This is a genomic window from Crocosphaera sp. Alani8 (assembly GCF_038442745.1).
Taxonomy (GTDB): domain Bacteria; phylum Cyanobacteriota; class Cyanobacteriia; order Cyanobacteriales; family Microcystaceae; genus Crocosphaera.
This window is the reverse complement of sequence record NZ_JARVCN010000499.1, coordinates 37,253-53,514: the sequence shown is the minus strand read 5'-3', so window position 1 is coordinate 53,514 and position 16,262 is coordinate 37,253. Positions and strand designations below refer to the sequence as shown.

Annotated in this window: 12 protein-coding genes; 3 read left to right on the top strand and 9 right to left on the bottom strand. The window is 37.9% G+C overall.

Annotation, left to right across the window (positions count from 1 at the left end; genetic code table 11):
* Window positions 1-160 precede the first annotated feature (160 nt).
* A complete protein-coding gene (locus tag P9B04_RS25090; protein ID WP_342057683.1) occupies window positions 161-637 on the bottom strand; it encodes an allophycocyanin in 477 nt (158 codons plus the stop codon).
* A gap of 68 nt (window positions 638-705) precedes the next feature.
* Window positions 706-1,185 carry a CYTH domain-containing protein gene (locus P9B04_RS25085; protein ID WP_342057682.1) on the bottom strand — a complete coding sequence of 160 codons (480 nt, stop codon included), beginning with the start codon at window positions 1,183-1,185 and terminating at the stop codon, window positions 706-708.
* 95 nt (window positions 1,186-1,280) lie between these two features.
* Here P9B04_RS25085 and P9B04_RS25080 point away from each other — a divergent pair, with 95 nt between their 5' ends.
* Entirely contained in the window at window positions 1,281-2,156 is an 876-nt protein-coding gene (locus P9B04_RS25080) for an alpha/beta fold hydrolase (RefSeq protein ID WP_342057681.1), read from the top strand.
* Between the two features lie 79 nt (window positions 2,157-2,235).
* Here P9B04_RS25080 and groL read toward each other — a convergent pair whose 3' ends face one another.
* Entirely contained in the window at window positions 2,236-3,924 is a 1,689-nt protein-coding gene (gene groL / locus P9B04_RS25075) for a chaperonin GroEL (protein WP_342057680.1), read from the bottom strand.
* 613 nt (window positions 3,925-4,537) lie between these two features.
* On the opposite strand from groL, the gene P9B04_RS25070 reads away from it, so the two are divergent.
* A complete protein-coding gene (locus P9B04_RS25070) occupies window positions 4,538-5,452 on the top strand; it encodes a sulfotransferase family protein (protein ID WP_342057679.1) in 915 nt (304 codons plus the stop codon).
* Between the two features lie 126 nt (window positions 5,453-5,578).
* On the opposite strand, the gene cruG is transcribed toward P9B04_RS25070, so the two are convergent.
* The 5 genes from cruG to P9B04_RS25045 all read right to left on the bottom strand — a co-directional run bounded on the left by cruG (window position 5,579) and on the right by P9B04_RS25045 (window position 11,602).
* Complete coding sequence (gene cruG, locus P9B04_RS25065) at window positions 5,579-6,790, bottom strand: 2'-O-glycosyltransferase CruG (protein WP_342057678.1); 1,212 nt, start codon at window positions 6,788-6,790, stop codon at window positions 5,579-5,581.
* Between the two features lie 20 nt (window positions 6,791-6,810).
* Window positions 6,811-7,698, bottom strand: coding sequence for a gamma-carotene 1'-hydroxylase CruF (gene cruF / locus P9B04_RS25060; protein WP_342057677.1), 888 nt, complete (start codon window positions 7,696-7,698; stop codon window positions 6,811-6,813).
* A 314-nt stretch (window positions 7,699-8,012) separates the two neighbouring features.
* Window positions 8,013-8,609: an RDD family protein gene (locus P9B04_RS25055; RefSeq protein WP_342057676.1), complete on the bottom strand. Its 597-nt coding sequence runs from the start codon at window positions 8,607-8,609 to the stop codon at window positions 8,013-8,015.
* Between the two features lie 11 nt (window positions 8,610-8,620).
* Entirely contained in the window at window positions 8,621-9,289 is a 669-nt protein-coding gene (locus P9B04_RS25050) for an N-acetylmannosamine-6-phosphate 2-epimerase (RefSeq protein WP_342057675.1), read from the bottom strand.
* 30 nt (window positions 9,290-9,319) lie between these two features.
* A complete protein-coding gene (locus tag P9B04_RS25045) occupies window positions 9,320-11,602 on the bottom strand; it encodes a hybrid sensor histidine kinase/response regulator (RefSeq protein ID WP_342057674.1) in 2,283 nt (760 codons plus the stop codon).
* Window positions 11,603-11,709: 107 nt separating this feature from the next.
* Between P9B04_RS25045 and cobN the strand changes: the two genes are divergently transcribed.
* Window positions 11,710-15,465 (top strand): cobaltochelatase subunit CobN, encoded by a 3,756-nt coding sequence (gene cobN, locus P9B04_RS25040; protein ID WP_342057673.1) that lies wholly within the window; start codon window positions 11,710-11,712, stop codon window positions 15,463-15,465.
* Window positions 15,466-15,584: 119 nt separating this feature from the next.
* On the opposite strand, the gene surE is transcribed toward cobN, so the two are convergent.
* Window positions 15,585-16,262, bottom strand: a complete 678-nt coding sequence (gene surE / locus P9B04_RS25035) for a 5'/3'-nucleotidase SurE (protein ID WP_342057672.1) — start codon at window positions 16,260-16,262, stop codon at window positions 15,585-15,587.

Sequence of the window (16,262 nt, the reverse complement as noted above, 5' to 3'; positions counted from 1 at the left end):
TAAAGACGGGCAAACTAAATCCCACCCTTAAAAGCGGTGGGCTTTGTTTGCAGATATCTGTAAACCTGAGTTCGGAGTTAGGAATTCAGTCTTGAAATTTTCTTATATCGAACTCAGGTTGTAAAGTTTTATCATTAGTTAAAAGAAAAATTTAGGCAACCTAACCTAACATAGTTTGAACAAGCTGTAAAGCTGGTTTAACTAATTTCATTTCCTCATCTTTTAATTGTTTACTCATTACTTGACCCATCATTTTATAAGTAAAATTAGATGGATTTTCATCTTGGAAAGCTCTCATTATTATGCTTTGCCACAAAAGGGTGCCACGTAACTTATCTTGTTCGTTGAATAACATAGCTGTGGCTAAAAAACGCATCGTATGTTTTCGATCTCGTTCGCAAATAGATGAGAAATCTTTTCCGCATTTATGAAATACGTCCGGGTTTTCAGACTTAAGTTGAACGTCTATTTGTTCGGTAATTTCCTTCTCATTGTCTCGTATGGTACTGTACGCATCAATACGACTATCAATTTCTTCTAGATAGTCTTTCAGAAATTCTAATTCTGCATCATTAGCGTAGCGTCCTTCGCATTCTTGAGCAAGTTTTGTCAGTTGAGTTAACATTGTTCTAACCATAGGTTACGGGAGGTTATCTCTATCTTTCCCAAATTCCTAATATTCTTAGACATTTTCGGTTAATAAATTTAATTAACTGTTGACCACGTTGTATAAGGATGTTTAGTTAAGTTAACATTATAGTATCTCGAATCATGGCTAACTTCTTCGCCAACCCAGGTAGGAATATTGATGATTTGATTTTCATTTTGTAATTCTACCTCTGCCATAATTAGTCCTTGATTTTCCCCTTGAAATTCATCAATCTCCCAAACTAAATTATCATAGTTTACTTTATAACGAATTTTCTCAATTAAAGGGCGATCGCATAAAGTATCCACCATAATTTGAGCGTCTTCTAAAGGGATAGGATACTCAAATTCATTGCGACTAATTCCTTCGCTTTTACTTTTAATCGTTAAATAAGCTTCATGGCCAACAATTCTGACTCGGATGGTTGTCATTCTATCTGCTGCTGCGATGTAACCTTGTTTATACACCTTTCCTGTTCCTAAACAACGCCAATCATCATTAATTACTAAGAATTTACGCTCAATTTCAATCGCCATAATTGTCAACTAAAAGTAAAGAATATTAATAGTTTAAACTTTCTGCAACCGATTTAATCTAATATACAGCTAAGCCCTCAACTAATATTATCTCAATGTTTACCGATTTTCAAAACCTAACGGTAGAAACATCAGACCTTAAAATCAATCTACTTAAAGGAGGAGAAGGATACCCAATTTTATTGCTACATGGTTATCCTCAAAATCGTATGATGTGGCATAAAATTGCTCCAAGATTAGCCAAATATTTTGCTGTCATTATACCTGATCTAAGAGGTTATGGAGACAGCGACAAACCATCAGGAATGCCCAATCATTATAATTACTCTAAACGGGTGATGGCACAAGATCAAATAGAAGTTATGGAGCAATTGGGATACAAAGAATTTTACCTAGTGGGACACGATCGCGGCGGAAGGGTTGCTCATCGTTTAACCTTGGATTATCCTCATAAAGTTAAAAAGTTAGCTTTATTAGATATTGCCCCAACATATCAAATGTACAGCGAAACCGATCAAGAATTTGCTACTGCTTACTATCACTGGTTTTTTCTTATTCAACCTTTTCCTTTTCCTGAAACTTTAATTAATAACAATTCTGACTTTTTTTTGACCCATTGTTTACGCAGTTGGAGTAAAACTGAATCGGCGTTTACTCCAGAAGCAATGGCGGACTATTTAAGATGTTTTCGTGATCCTCGAACCGTTCACGGAACCTGCGAAGATTATCGAGCCTCTGCTACCATTGATTTAGAACACGATCGCCAAGATCAAGAAAAAAAAATAGAATGTCCCCTATTAATATTATGGGGAAATAAAGGAGTTATGGAAAAAAAATACGATGTTGTGAAAAGTTGGCAAAAAAAAGCTGTCAATGTTCGAGGAAAAGCACTAAACTGTGGACATTTTTTACCTGAAGAATCCCCAGAAGAAACCTATAAATCTCTGGACAAATTTTTAAGAATAGATTAATAATCTGAATATTGAAAGAGACGCTATAGTTAGCGTCTCTGGTAAAGTGTCATGGTATATAGACTAGAGATACAAGCTTTTAGAAGCCCATACCCATGCCGCCCATGCCGCCCATGCCACCCATGCCGCCCATGCCACCCATGCCGCCCATGCCGCCCATATCGGGGGCTGCAGGGGGTTCTGGTTCAGGTTTTTCTACCACTAAAGCTTCTGTGGTTAAGACCATACCAGCAATAGAAGCCGCATTTTGTAAAGCAGAACGAACCACCTTAGCCGGGTCAATAATACCACCTGCTATCATGTCTTCAAACTCGCCGGTTAGGGCATTGTAGCCGATGTTAAAGTCCGTTTCTCTGACTCGTTCGACAATGACAGAACCCTCTAAACCAGCGTTATTAGCCAATTGACGCAAGGGTGCTTCTAAAGCCTTCCCTACTAAATCAGCAGCTACTTTTTCCTCAGCATTAGTGAGGCTATTTTTGTATTCGGCTACTTTAGAAGCTAAGTAAATTAAGGTAGTACCACCCCCAGGAACGATCCCTTCGTCTACCGCTGCTTTAGTAGCATTGAGGGCATCCTCGATGCGTAGTTTACGATCCTTTAACTCGGTTTCTGTGGCAGCACCCACTTTAATCACAGCAACCCCACCGGCTAACTTAGCGATACGTTTTTGTAGTTGTTCGGTGTCAAAACTAGAGTCTGTGGCGGCCAGTTCTTTACGAAGTTGATCAGTGCGTTTTTGTACCGCAGCTTTGATTCTTTCATCGGTACTGGCAACGATAGTGGTGTTATCCTTATCAATGTTAATTTTGGTGGCTTGTCCCAACATATCCAAGTCCACGGTATCTAGACTTAAGCCTACTTCTTCGGAGATAACGCTACCACCTGTCAGAATGGCAATATCTTGTAAGACTGCTTTACGTCTTTGCCCAAAAGAAGGGGCTTTGATAGCAGCCACGTTTAATACCCCTCTGGCCTTGTTGACAACTAGGGTGGCTAAAGCTTCCCCTTCTATGTCTTCAGCGATGATTAATAGGGGTTTACCCGCCCGAGCAACATTTTCTAAAATGGGAACTAAATCGGCGATCGCACTAATTTTTTTATCGGTGATCAAGATTAAAGCATCTTCAAATTCCACTTGCTGCCGTTCTTGATCGGTGATGAAATAGGGGGAGAGATAGCCGCGATCGATCTGCATCCCTTCCACTACATCCAACTCTGTACTCAGAGACTTGGATTCTTCTACGGTGATCACCCCATCTTTGGTGACTTTATCCATAGCCAAAGCGATCATGTCGCCTACTTCTTGATCGTTACCAGCAGAAACACTAGCTACTTGGGCGATGGCTTCCCCTTCTACGGGTTTAGCAATATTTTCGATTTCTTTGACCAAATAAGCCATGGTTTTTTCCATACCACGACGTAGGGCTACAGGGTTAGCCCCTGCGATAACGTTTTTCAACCCTTCTTTGATCAAAGCTTGACCAATAACTGTAGCGGTGGTTGTTCCGTCGCCGGCAACTTCTTTGGTTTTCGAGGCAATTTCTTGGATTAATCTTGCCCCTGTATTTTCTAGGGGATCTTCTAGTTCAATTTCTTTGGCAACGGTGATCCCGTCGTTAACAATTTGGGGTGCGCCAAATTTTTTCTCCAATAATACGTTACGGCCTTTGGGACCGAGGGTAATTTTTACGGCATCAGCTAGGGAGTTAACCCCTTGTTCTAATGCGCGTCTCGATTCATCACTAAATGAGACAATTTTTGCCATCTTTGTCTAGTTACTCCTATAACGCCTTCTAATGGGACTTCTGGCAATGATTCAGACCAGGGTTGCTTTTTTCCCACTTATGTTAATTTAGCACTCTTATGTTATGAGTGCTAAGGGTCTAGGTCAAAGAATGGGAAAGTTTTTCTTAAGGAATGGAGGTAAGGTGTGGAAGTTTAGGTAATTAAGGTGAGGATATCTAGAAACCTGAGTTAGGTGTGCGGCGATTTCCGGCCAAAAGGAGGTTAAAATCCAGGTGAAAAGCGGGAGTGCATTCCACACTCTTCATAATTTCACTCAAAGATAAACTTTTCGCTGGTTGACCAGTTTGAGGAGCATGAGAAATTAACTGTTTGTGCTATTGGGGTTCAGATATTTGGCAAAAATCATCTAAGTGGCAAAACAAAGCATCTATACTCAACATAGGCAGGATTTAGTGACACTCCTCCCGACGCTGATCCAGTGGGTACAGCGCGGGGCTTCTCGCAGGGAAGCTAAATCATTTAGTTATTTTCAGCTTACTACTACTTACTTTTCTTATACCAAACTCAGGTTCTAGCTAATTAACCAGATTTGATATGATGAGTTTACTTATAGTGTTAATAGCTGAAAAATCATGAATAAACCGAGTTTTTTTATTGTCGGAGCCCCTAAGTGTGGTACTACTTCCCTATGTAAATACTTAGAACAACATCCAGATATTTTTATTCCTTCTATTAAAGAATTGTATTATTTCTGCACAGATTCAACTGGAAAAAAAAGAGCGAATACCCTTGAAGAATACTTGAGTTTTTTTGAGGGTGGAAAAGGAAAATTATGTGGCGAAGGTAGTGTTTGGTATCTCTTTTCTAAGGAAGCCGCCTCAGAAATATATAAGTTCAACCCAGAAGCTAAAATCATCATCATGCTCAGGGAACCTGTGTCTCTAATGTATTCCTTACACAGTATGCACCTAGCCAACGGTTCTAATGAAGATATCTTAGACTTTAAACTTGCCCTGGAAGCAGAAGAGGATAGAAAGCAAGGTAAAAGAATCCCAGAAAAGTGTTTTCGCCTAGAAGAACTATTGTATCGGGAAGTAGTTAAATTCACAGATCAAGTCAAAAGATACTTTGATACTTTCGGTCGGAATCGGATACATGTAATCATTTTTGATGATTTCCAAGTTGATACAGCGAAGGCATATAGGGAGACTCTTGAATTCCTTGATGTTGAACCTGATTTTGTCCCTAACTTAACTCCCAGAAATACTAACAGACAAGTGCGTAACGCCTTTTTGCAACAGCTTACTATCAAGCCACCTACAAATGTTCTGGAAATTGGCAAGTATTTTCTCCCTTTTCCTCGTTCTGTGCGTCGGAATCTACTTAAGAAGTTCAAAAAGTCTATAAGACGTTCCAATATCCAGAAAGCATCTCGTCCACCTTTAGATCCAAAACTACGCCAGAGTTTGCAACAAGAATTTGCCGCAGAAATAGAAAGGCTTAGTGCTTTGCTGGGGCGCGACTTAACTTACTGGAGCAAGGATTAAGGATTAAAAAGAATTGTTTTCGGTAACTTGACTTGACTTTTTTTGAATAATTTAAAATTGCTGTCTCATTGTGGAGATCGCTGTTTTATGAAGCTTTCCTGGCTGAAGATCGGGAGATTTATATTGTCACTCATTACCATAACTTCTACCTCGCCATTGTTTGGGGGTTTGTAAAGAGGATAAAAAGATTCTCAATACAGCGAAGGGATCGGCTAAAGGCGATAACCAAAATAATAATGATTTAACAGATAAAGACTTATCTTTGTAATAGGAAGGAAAGACAGCAAACAGTAAGGAAAAACGAATAATAACTAAGAGAAGATTTAATGCGATCGCTAATTCTAAACTGAGGAAATGATAACCCACCAACCAAAAACTAAGGAAAATAACTAACAAAAATAAAGGTAACCCTTGAGTTAATGATAATAAAGCTACATCACCCCAAACTTGAGGAGTGGAAGCTGCATCTTTGAGATCCAGCGATCGCCCCCATTCTTTCCAGGTTTCTTTAATCCCTTCGTACATCCTCACCCGGATCAGGTTTTTCCCGTCCAAAAAACCCACCTTAAATCCCTGTTTAGCTGCCTCACGGGCTAAAGTAACGTCATCGCAGAAAGAACCCGCAGCGCAGGTATAACCGTCTAATGCGGCTAAAACAGAACGACGAGAAAGAAAACATTGACCATTGGCCATTACCCTTTCTGGTTTTTGGTTTCTCACCCCGGCCGAATCAAAACGATACAATAATGTCATCAATAAAGCCGGTTGTAACCACCATTCCCCTGCATCTTTGAGGATAAACTGAGGGGATAAGGAGACAAGATCGTAACCCTCTTCCTCCGCAGCTTTGACTAAACTAGCCACTAACCCCCGTTGGGGTTGGGTATCGGCATCGATGCCTAATACCCATTCGCTACGGGGAGAACTGTACAAAAATCCATTATGTAATGCCCAAGGGCGGCCAACCCATCCTGAAGGCAAAGGATCATCGGTGATCAGACGAAAACGAGGATCTTTCACTCCTGCGTTTTTTACTAGTTCTTGGGTGCCATCTTGAGAATGACTATCGACAACGATAATTTCTCGCACTTCATAAGTTTGTTGTCCTAACCCCTCTAAACAGGGTGAAATACGTTCTACTTCGTTGAGAGTAGGAACCACCACACTTACTTTGCCCAGCATTTCAGGATTGGCTGGTTGGGGTTTTAGGGGTGGACGACGTATAGCTCCTTTGAGCAAACGGGACAATAAAATTAAGGTTGCTGTTCCCTGGAACAGTAATACAAGCAAGGAAATAACGCCGATAACCGTATCATTCAACAAAATAGAAGACTCCATGATCCATAATCTATTGTCAATTATCCGTTATTGAATGACACCTTTACCAAATTTTCTGGGATAGTGTCTGTTTGCTTATCCGCAATACGGTACAGTACCACAACAGGAAGTAAACCGACGATCAACCCCAACAAAACAGGGATGTAGATGCCGGCTGCTAAACTCATGATCATGGCAAAGGCAAAATTGCTAACATATATGGCTAGGGGTAGTCCTAGGTTGCTTTGAGGGAAATTAAAGGGTTTGACTTTCCAAATTAAAGTAGCAACGCTCATAAACACTGCACCAGTACCGAACCAACCGGCAAAGTTTTGGTAGGGCATACCAAAAAATGCTCCAGGTTGTTCCCAGATCCAGAAGGGCATGGTAGTTTGACTCATGGCTGGATCTAAAACAAAATCCCAAGCAGTCAAGAAAATAGCACCGAGGATAATGGAAGCCAATAGCTTCAACCAATTTTGAGAAATTTTATTATTTAATCCTGCTCTAGCGATTAAATAAGCACTAAATCCTAAATAAAACCAAGATAAGGGGATTGTGAAAGGAACTAAACCGGCAATTTTGTACCCTAGCCCCGTTAAATATCGATATTCACCAAAGGGAAATCCTGTACTGGTTCCGAGTAATTCGCTGGTGAGGGAAATACCTAGGGCTGGCAACATAAAGCCTAAGAAATGCCAAGTCCCAAGGGTACGATAGGCATACACGGCAACTGCCGACATTCCCAATAACATATACATTACGCCACCGCCAGCCATAGACCAAGCAAAGGCAGTTTTGCCAATAGGCGGTAAACTAGCAATAAAATCAGGATTGGGTAACACTAACAATAATCCGGCTAAACCAAAGGCCATAGATAAAATGTGGCCTATTGCAAGGGTGCGTTCTACGCGGGTAAGGGTAGTCATGAGTTTTCTATGAATGTCTATGAGCTAAACTCTAGTTTACAAAACTTTACGAAAAAAAGATAATACCTAATAGTTCAGTTGGGATGAGATTAACTGCGATGCGCAAGAAACTGAGTTAGGTGTTGGGAGTTTGCAGTTAAATCTTTTTCAAGGAGAGAATCAGTGTTTGATACTCCTGAACTTAAGAAGAGACTCTGGGGAGGAAACCTCGGCGACAGATTTTCTCTAAATCTTCTCATATCGAACCCAGGTATTCAATAGTTATTCCATTTGAAATAGTCTACTTTTTTGGCTTCTCTAAAAATAGACCAAACCTAATAATCGTCGTAATAATTATCCTCATAATCATTCTGATACCTCTGTTTCGTATTTTGACGATTTTGGATTTTTTCTTTGATAATTCTCCAGAGTTTCTTAAGGCGCAAATCTAGGGAAAATCCTCGTTTTGTTTGGACAACAATGGTGTTACTAACTCGATCGTGTAAGGTTTGATTATATTCTTCGTCTCCGATGGCAAATCCAAAATTCATAATTAAAGGGGTGATAAATATTAACATAGATAAGCCATTTTTAAAGTTAATGTTTAATCCTACCATGGCCAACATGGCAGCAAAACCGACAATGGCTTCTCGTTTGGTTAATTCTTTTAAGCCAGGAACTCGGAAAAATCTCAGATCAATTACTTTAATATCAAAACACCAACTTCCTAAACTTTGTCCTTTATTTTTTTCTACAATAATCACCCTCAAAATTAACCAAACAACAAAAAAAACGAGGTCTTTAATCAATCCTTTAAAGAAAGAACTCAAAAACCATACTGTTACAAAGTCGAGTAAAAAAGCATAGGCACGACGATCCAAGGGAACTTTGGGAAACCTTCGATAGCTGGGTGGTAATTGATTAGAATCCATACATTTTTTGCTCAGTTAAACATCCCTTGAAAGGCTTTTACTTTTAAATCAATTCCCGTAATTGCAGTTCCTACAACAACAGAATAGGCACCATATTCTAAGGCTTTTTTGGCATCTTCGGGGGTGGAAATTCCTCCTTCTGCAATGATAGGAACGGTTAATTTTTGACTCATTTCTTCTAACAGGGAAAACCCTGGAGGGTGACAATTTTCGGTTTCTTTAGTGTATCCATAAAGGGTGGTTCCGACAAAATCTGCCCCTGCTTGGGCTGAAGCTACGGCACTTTCTATTGTATCAACATCAGCCATGACTAATTTCCCTAATTTTTGGTGAATATTGTTGATTAAATCGGCTAATTTTTCTTCTTGGGGACGCTTTCTTAATGTGCCATCAATAGCGATGATGTCTGCTCCTGCTGAGGCTATAGCTACCGCATCTTGATAACAGGGAGTTATGTAAATATCATACCCTAAATAGTCTTGTTTCCACAATCCAATAATAGGAATATTGGGCAATTCTTTTCTCACTGCTTTAACATGCTCGGGGGTATTTATTCTTACTCCTTTTGCTCCTTGATTGATGGAAGCTTTGGCCATAGCGGCAATAATTTTGGGTTCAAATAATGGAGAGTAAATGGGTGCTTGACAGGAAACAATTAAACTAGATTTTGGGATAATCATAAGGTCAAATAAATAACTAATAATTAATAATTAATTTTCTGATTCATTATTACTAAAAACTAGAGCATTAACTCGTTTTAATAATAAACTGGGTTGAATGGGTTTAATTAGGTAGTCGTCGATGCCCATTCTAGAAATTTCTGTCCATTCTTTTGATGTTATTTCTTCCCTGAGAACTAACATTTTTGTATCTTTGGTTTTGGGGGATTGTTTTAAGGATTCATTAATTTTTAGTACCTCTGATAAATGCTGATCTAAAATGAGTACTGATGGTTCGAGGAGTTCAATTTTTTGAATTACTTTTGACCCATCCATCAACCAGATAAAATGGTAGTTAGCGGCGGTTAATAACTCGCCGATTAAAGTGGCAATTTCTTCGTTACTTTCTACTAAGACAATGGTTTTATTTTTGGTAAATAAGGCTTGATTATGGTTTAAATGATTGATTAATTTGCCTTTACTTTGAATCTGGTTAGGGATTCTCACGGTGAAGGTAGAACCGAGATTGATGATAGATTCTACTTCGATGGTTCCCCCGTGAAGTTCTACTAATTGTTTAGTTAATGCTAACCCTAAACCTGTTCCTCCATAAACCCGTTTACGAGAATTTTCTAGTTGTTGAAATGATTCAAATAGTAAGGGAATTTGTTCTTCTTTTATTCCTATTCCTGTGTCTTCTACTTGAAGGGCAACTTGATTCTTTTCTCGCCACACTCTTAGGGTTACAGTTCCATTTTCTGGGGTAAATTTTAGAGCATTATTGAGTAAATGGTAGAGGATTTGTTGTACCCTTTCGGGATCAGCAGAAAAATCATCTTGTTGGGCTCTAATTTGGATATCAAGTTCTAGATTTATACGGCGATGTTCTGCTTCATCACTTACTCTTTGCATCACATTTCTAGAAACTTTTGTCAAGGAAAATTCTCGAATAGCTAAGACATATTTACCTGATTGTAAATTGGAATATTCTAGAATTTCGTTGATCATATCTAGTAAATGTTTCCCGCTATTTTGAATAGTTTGTAAATACTTTTTCTGTTTATCTATGGATAGATTTAAACCTTCTTGTGACCAATGTAATAAAGTTCCCGATAAACCAATGATACAGGTTAAAGGAGTCCGTAATTCATGACTCATATTTCCTAAAAATTCGCTTTTAGAATGATTAGCTGCTTGAGAAGCGAGTAAGGTGTCACGAAGTTCTTGAGTTCTTTCAATTACCCGTTGTTCAAAAGTATTTTTTTGTTCTTGCACTTGAGCATATAATTGCGCTTGATAAATAGCAACAGCTAAATGTTGTCCTATTTGTCCTAAAAATGCTTTTTCGCTTTCTAACCATTGTCTTTTCTTAAAGCATTGATGGGCTATTAATAATCCCCATAATTGACCATCTACTACAATAGGAGCAATTAATTTAGATAGTACCCAATATTTTTCGAGAAATTGACTCAAGCAGATAGAAAATGAGTATTTTCTTTCTACATCGTTGATGGCAACAATTTCCCCTTGATGATATTTATGTTTGTATTCAGGAATAGTAGCAAAACAAGTGTCTTCTGCTGTTATATTTAACAGGGAGGGAATACTTCCAGAAACCCTTGATTCGTAAATCACTAAACCTCCGTTTTCTTGAGAATTTCCCGAAGCAGAAGTTGAAACATTTTTTTCTTTAAATTCGTAGATAACTAAACGATCAACCTGTAAAAAACTGCGTAATTGTCTAACTGCTGTTTGTAAAATAACTGACAGTTCTAAACTTTGACGAATTTGACCAATAACTTGGTTTAATAACCTTTCTTGAGCAACTTGTTGATGCAGTGCTTCTTCTACGGGTTCACAAGTTCTCAGTCCTTCGTACATAACTTCCGATGTTTCTGAAAACTCAGGTACTAAAATGTCCCACAGACGACCGTTAAAATAGGATTCTAGGGGGTTTGATTCGGGAAAATGAGGTTCAAGATATAAAGTCAAGTGATCGCACCAAGGAGAACCTTTTTTGAGGTGTTGCTGTAAAGTCTGAGTAAATTCTGCGATCGCTTGGGGGTCACAGGTAATGCTAACTTGATAGGATAAGGATGAAGCATTGAGTGTACCTTGCAATAAGGCACACAACTGGGATGATAACAGCAGGTGAAAATTTTTTGCACCTAAAATCTCAGAAATATTGCTTATTTCTGGATCAATTAGGGAATCGTCTAGTAATATTGCCGTAGAACCTTCCATTTCCACTAGCTCTCGCCAAAGAGAACACAGTTTTTCAAATATACTTATAGGTAAAGTTCGACGTAAAATAGATTTTGAAACAGAATTCATCACATTGGACAAGGCTATAGGAAAAGAGGCGTAATTCTTAGGTAGAATCTCTCCATTTTCCTATCCTATCCTGAAAGTTCGTTTTCTTTAAATGTTAAGGAGTTGTAATGCACCGCATAGCTGCTACCCCTGGAGGTTGGAATGCTGATCAAGACGGGGTTATCTTTATTGAACAAAACTCAGCACCCATTGTCTTTTTAAGCGCAGCGGATACGGATATTCAAAGTTTAGCGTCTTGTTTGCCTTCTCTACCTAGTAATTTTCCGGCAATACGTGCTACAAATATTCTTCAATTACAACAACAATTAAGTATTGATGCTTATGCTGAGACGGTATTATCGGAAGCTAAAGTTATTATTTTAAGATTATTGGGGGGTCAATCTTATTGGTCTTACGGGTTAGAAATTATCAAAGAAGTTGCTGAATTAAATCAGATTACTCTCTTTATCTTACCAGGGGACGATCGTTTAGATGAAACCTTAATTAGTCATTCTACTGTTACTTTTTCTCATAGTCATAAATTATGGAGTTATTTAACCCAAGGTGGTCATAAGAATTGGCTCAATGCTTTAAAATTTATTGCTGATATTTGTTTTGAAACTAATTATAATCCCGACAGTCCTAATATTGTTCCTGAGTTTGGTATTTATGAAAAATATCTAGAAAATAATGTTGATTTTGATAACGCTGTTATACTTTTTTATCGTTCCCACTATTTAGCAGGAAATTTACAACCAATTAATGCTTTATGTGAAAGTTTGTTAAACAAGCAAATTAACCCCATTCCTATTTTTGTTTCTTCTTTACGGGATCTAGATATTCAAAGTCAATTGGTTGATTATTTTCAATCTTTATCTGCTCATCCTATCCGTTTAGTTTTGAATACAACCAGTTTTTCTTTGAGCAAAATAGAGGATAATTCTTGTAGTAGTTTATGGCAAACTCTAGACATTCCTATCTTACAAGTTATATTTAGTAGTGGCACAAAAGAACAGTGGGAAAATAGCTTTCAAGGTTTAAATCCTAGAGATGTGGCTATGAATGTCGCTTTGCCGGAAGTGGATGGTAAAATAATCACTCGTGCTATTTCATTTAAGTCTGTAAAAACCTGGAATCAACAGTTAGAGACAGATGTTATTATTTATGAATCTGTGCAAGATAGAATTGATTTTGTGACTGAACTTTCTGCTAATCTTATCAAGCTTAAAAATACGCAGAATAATGACAAAAAAATTGCTGTAATTTTAGCCAACTATCCCAATAAAGATGGTAGAATCGCCAATGGAGTTGGTTTAGATACCCCTGCTAGTTGCATCAAAATTTTACAAGCATTAAAACAAGAAGGATACAATATTAAAGACATACCAAAAACAGGAGATGAACTCATCCAAAGATTAACAAGAGGTATCACCAATGATCCTGAAAGTAAAGAGTTACGTCCTATTAATCAATCCGTTCCTTATCAAGAATATGAACAATATTTTCAAACTTTACCCCTAGAAGTCCAACAACAAATTACACAGCGTTGGCATAATATTCCTGAAGTTAATAACGTTGAATCTTATCCCGTTTCTGGTATTCAATTAGGTAACATTTTTATTGGTATTCAACCCTCTAGAGGTTACGATTTTGATCCTAGTTTAAACTACCATGCACCAGACTTAGAACCAACACCCCATTATTTAGCTTATTATTATTGGCTAAAACATTATTTTCAAGCAGTTGCCATAATTCATGTCGGTAAACATGGCAACTTAGAATGGCTACCGGGTAAAAGTTTAGCTTTATCATCGAATTGTTACCCAGAAATTGCCTTAAATACTATTCCTAACTTTTATCCTTTTATTGTTAATGATCCAGGGGAAGGTTCCCAAGCAAAACGCCGCTCTCACGCAACAATTATAGACCATTTAACACCTCCTTTAACCCGTGCAGAATTATACGGCGATTTGGAACAGTTGGAAACTTTAATAGATGAATATTACGAAGCACAAACTTTAGATCCTAAACGTTTAAAAATAATTAGCGATCGCATCACAAATTTGGTGCGACAAACCAATCTAAATCAAGATTTAGGAGCAAGTAGTATAGATAATGATAATCTGGCTCAATTTTTAACTCTTGCAGACGGTTATTTATGTGAACTAAAAGAAGCGCAAATAAGAGATGGTTTACACATCTTAGGAACTTGTCCCCAAGCAACACAGTTGAGAGATTTGGTTATCTCTATCACTCGTTATCCTAGTTTAGATAGAATGGGATTAATTACAGCGATCGCTAAGGATTTTAATTTAGATATTAATCCCTTAACTACTAACTTATCTGAACCATTTTCTTTTTCAAAATTCTCTAACAATATACCTCAAGACACCTGTATTAAATTAAAACAATGTCGTATCATTGGGGATGTTATAGATGTCTTAGAAAGCTACGCTCAAATCTTAGTAGATACTTTGATTCATACTGACTCTATAGAAGGATTTAGTGACTTAACCTGCACAACAAAAGAATTAAATTGGATCAAAAATTTTTTGCTACCAAAACTATACGAAACACCTCAAGAAATCACCAACTTATTGAGAGGTTTAAAAGGAAAATATGTTCCTAGTGGTGCATCCGGCGCACCCACCAGAGGTAGATCAGAAGTATTACCCACCGGACGTAACTTTTATTCTGTGGACATCCGCGCCATACCTACCCAAACAGCTTGGGATGTGGGGAGAAAAGCGGCAGAAGCCCTCATTGAGCGTTATACTCAAGATAACGGAGAATACCCCCAAACTCTTGCGATTTCTATCTGGGGAACTTCTACCATGCGAACCGGAGGGGATGATATTGCCCAGGTATTGGCTTTATTAGGGGTGCAACCCATTTGGGATGGGTTATCCCGTCGCATTGTGGACTATGAAATACTTAAACCTTCTGTGTTAGGACGACCCCGTGTGGATGTAACGGTACGGGTATCAGGGTTTTTTAGAGACGGTTTTCCTAACTTACTATCCTTATTGTATAAAGTGATCAAAGATGTGTCAAGTTTACCAGAATCAAAAAGTATCAATCCTTTAGCAGCAAAAGTACAGGAAGAACAGGCATTTTTGCAGCTACAGGGACTGAGTGAAGAAGAAGCAAAATTGAAGTCAGGTTATCGAATTTTTGGCTCAAAACCTGGAGCTTATGGTGCCGGTTTACAGGGATTAATTGAGGCACAAAATTGGCAAAACGAGCAAGATTTAGCTAATGCTTACATTAACTGGAGTTGTTATGCCTATGATCAAAATGGAATTGGTCATGGGGTTCCAGAAGTATTTAAAAGACGATTAGAACAGCTACAAATTGTCTTACATAACCAAGATAATCGAGAACATGATCTCTTAGATTCTGACGATTACTATCAGTTTCAAGGTGGTTTAACCGTTGCTGTAAAAGCGTTAACAGGGAAGCATCCTGAAACTTATTTTGGAGATAATGCAATTGCTACTAATCCGAAAGTGAGACGATTAAAAGAAGAAATAGCTAGGGTATATCGTTCTCGTGTAATTAACCCGAAATGGATTAAAGGTGTCATGAGACATGGTTATAAAGGTGCGTTTGAGATGTCAGCAACTGTAGATTATTTATTTGCTTATGATGCAACAGCAAACTGTGTAGAAGATTTTATGTATCAAGGAGTAGCAGATGCTTACTTATTTGATGAAACGGTGCAACAATTTATTCAAGATAAAAATCCTTGGGCCTTGCGAGATATGGCTGAAAGATTATTAGAAGCAAATCAAAGAGGATTATGGCAAGATGTTGATAGTAATACCCTAGATAATTTAAGAAATATTGTGCATTATGCAGAAAGAAAAATTGAAGAAAATTGATGATTTTGGTAAACTTTTAATTCATAGGTTACTGAAGGAGTATAGTTATCTTCCCTATAGATATTAGAGAGCTACTTTTATTCACAATACAAATTTATAAATAAATTCTTACTTTTACATTACAGTTTCATTAAAGTAATTGCAATGTTTCCTGAGAAACAAACATCAACATCTGTTCCTGGCGATCGCTGCCTTTTGGCGTATTCTCCCTGATAATACAATAAGTCTCCTTCTACCCGATAATCAACTGGTAAAGGATCGGTACTATGTTCACAAAAAACAATTTCTGGATCTGGAGAATTGATTTCTAAATGAGGTAAATTAACATTCCAGAAACTGCCTTTTTCTAATGGTTTATCCCAAAGAAGATTCAAAACTTTTGCTGTCCATTTACTTGCTAATTCCCAGTTAATTGTTAATGGCCGTTTGATCCAATGGGAAATAGCAATACCAGGAATACCGTGTATAGCTGCTTCTCTAACTGCCGCCACAGTTCCAGAAATATAGATATCTACTCCTAAGTTTCCCCCTGCATTGATACCAGAAAGAACCCATTTAGTCTCTTTTTCAAGATGTTTTACAGCAATTCTGGTACAATCTGCTGGTGTCCCATCTACTGAATATTCCGTCGAGGAACGCTTTTCTAAATGAATGGGTTTATAGGTAGTTACACGATGTCCACAACCAGAATGGGGTTCTTTTGGTGCAACAATTATTCCTTCTCCTCCTAATGCTTTTGATAAGGCACGAATTCCAGGTGCATCAATCCCATCGTCGTTGGTTAAAATAATTGTCAT

Excerpts from the sequence above, each read along its gene's own strand:
- groL (WP_342057680.1), bottom strand. The coding sequence starts at position 3,924 with ATGGCAAAAATTGTCTCATTTAGTGATGAATCGAGACGCGCATTAGAA.
- surE (WP_342057672.1), bottom strand. The coding sequence starts at position 16,262 with ATGACAATTATTTTAACCAACGACGATGGGATTGATGCACCTGGAATT.
- P9B04_RS25090 (WP_342057683.1), bottom strand. The coding sequence starts at position 637 with ATGGTTAGAACAATGTTAACTCAACTGACAAAACTTGCTCAAGAATGC.
- P9B04_RS25045 (WP_342057674.1), bottom strand. The coding sequence starts at position 11,602 with ATGAATTCTGTTTCAAAATCTATTTTACGTCGAACTTTACCTATAAGT.
- P9B04_RS25085 (WP_342057682.1), bottom strand. The coding sequence starts at position 1,185 with ATGGCGATTGAAATTGAGCGTAAATTCTTAGTAATTAATGATGATTGG.
- cruG (WP_342057678.1), bottom strand. The coding sequence starts at position 6,790 with ATGGAGTCTTCTATTTTGTTGAATGATACGGTTATCGGCGTTATTTCC.
- P9B04_RS25080 (WP_342057681.1), top strand. The coding sequence starts at position 1,281 with ATGTTTACCGATTTTCAAAACCTAACGGTAGAAACATCAGACCTTAAA.
- P9B04_RS25055 (WP_342057676.1), bottom strand. The coding sequence starts at position 8,609 with ATGGATTCTAATCAATTACCACCCAGCTATCGAAGGTTTCCCAAAGTT.
- P9B04_RS25050 (WP_342057675.1), bottom strand. The coding sequence starts at position 9,289 with ATGATTATCCCAAAATCTAGTTTAATTGTTTCCTGTCAAGCACCCATT.
- cobN (WP_342057673.1), top strand. The coding sequence starts at position 11,710 with ATGCACCGCATAGCTGCTACCCCTGGAGGTTGGAATGCTGATCAAGAC.
- P9B04_RS25070 (WP_342057679.1), top strand. The coding sequence starts at position 4,538 with ATGAATAAACCGAGTTTTTTTATTGTCGGAGCCCCTAAGTGTGGTACT.
- cruF (WP_342057677.1), bottom strand. The coding sequence starts at position 7,698 with ATGACTACCCTTACCCGCGTAGAACGCACCCTTGCAATAGGCCACATT.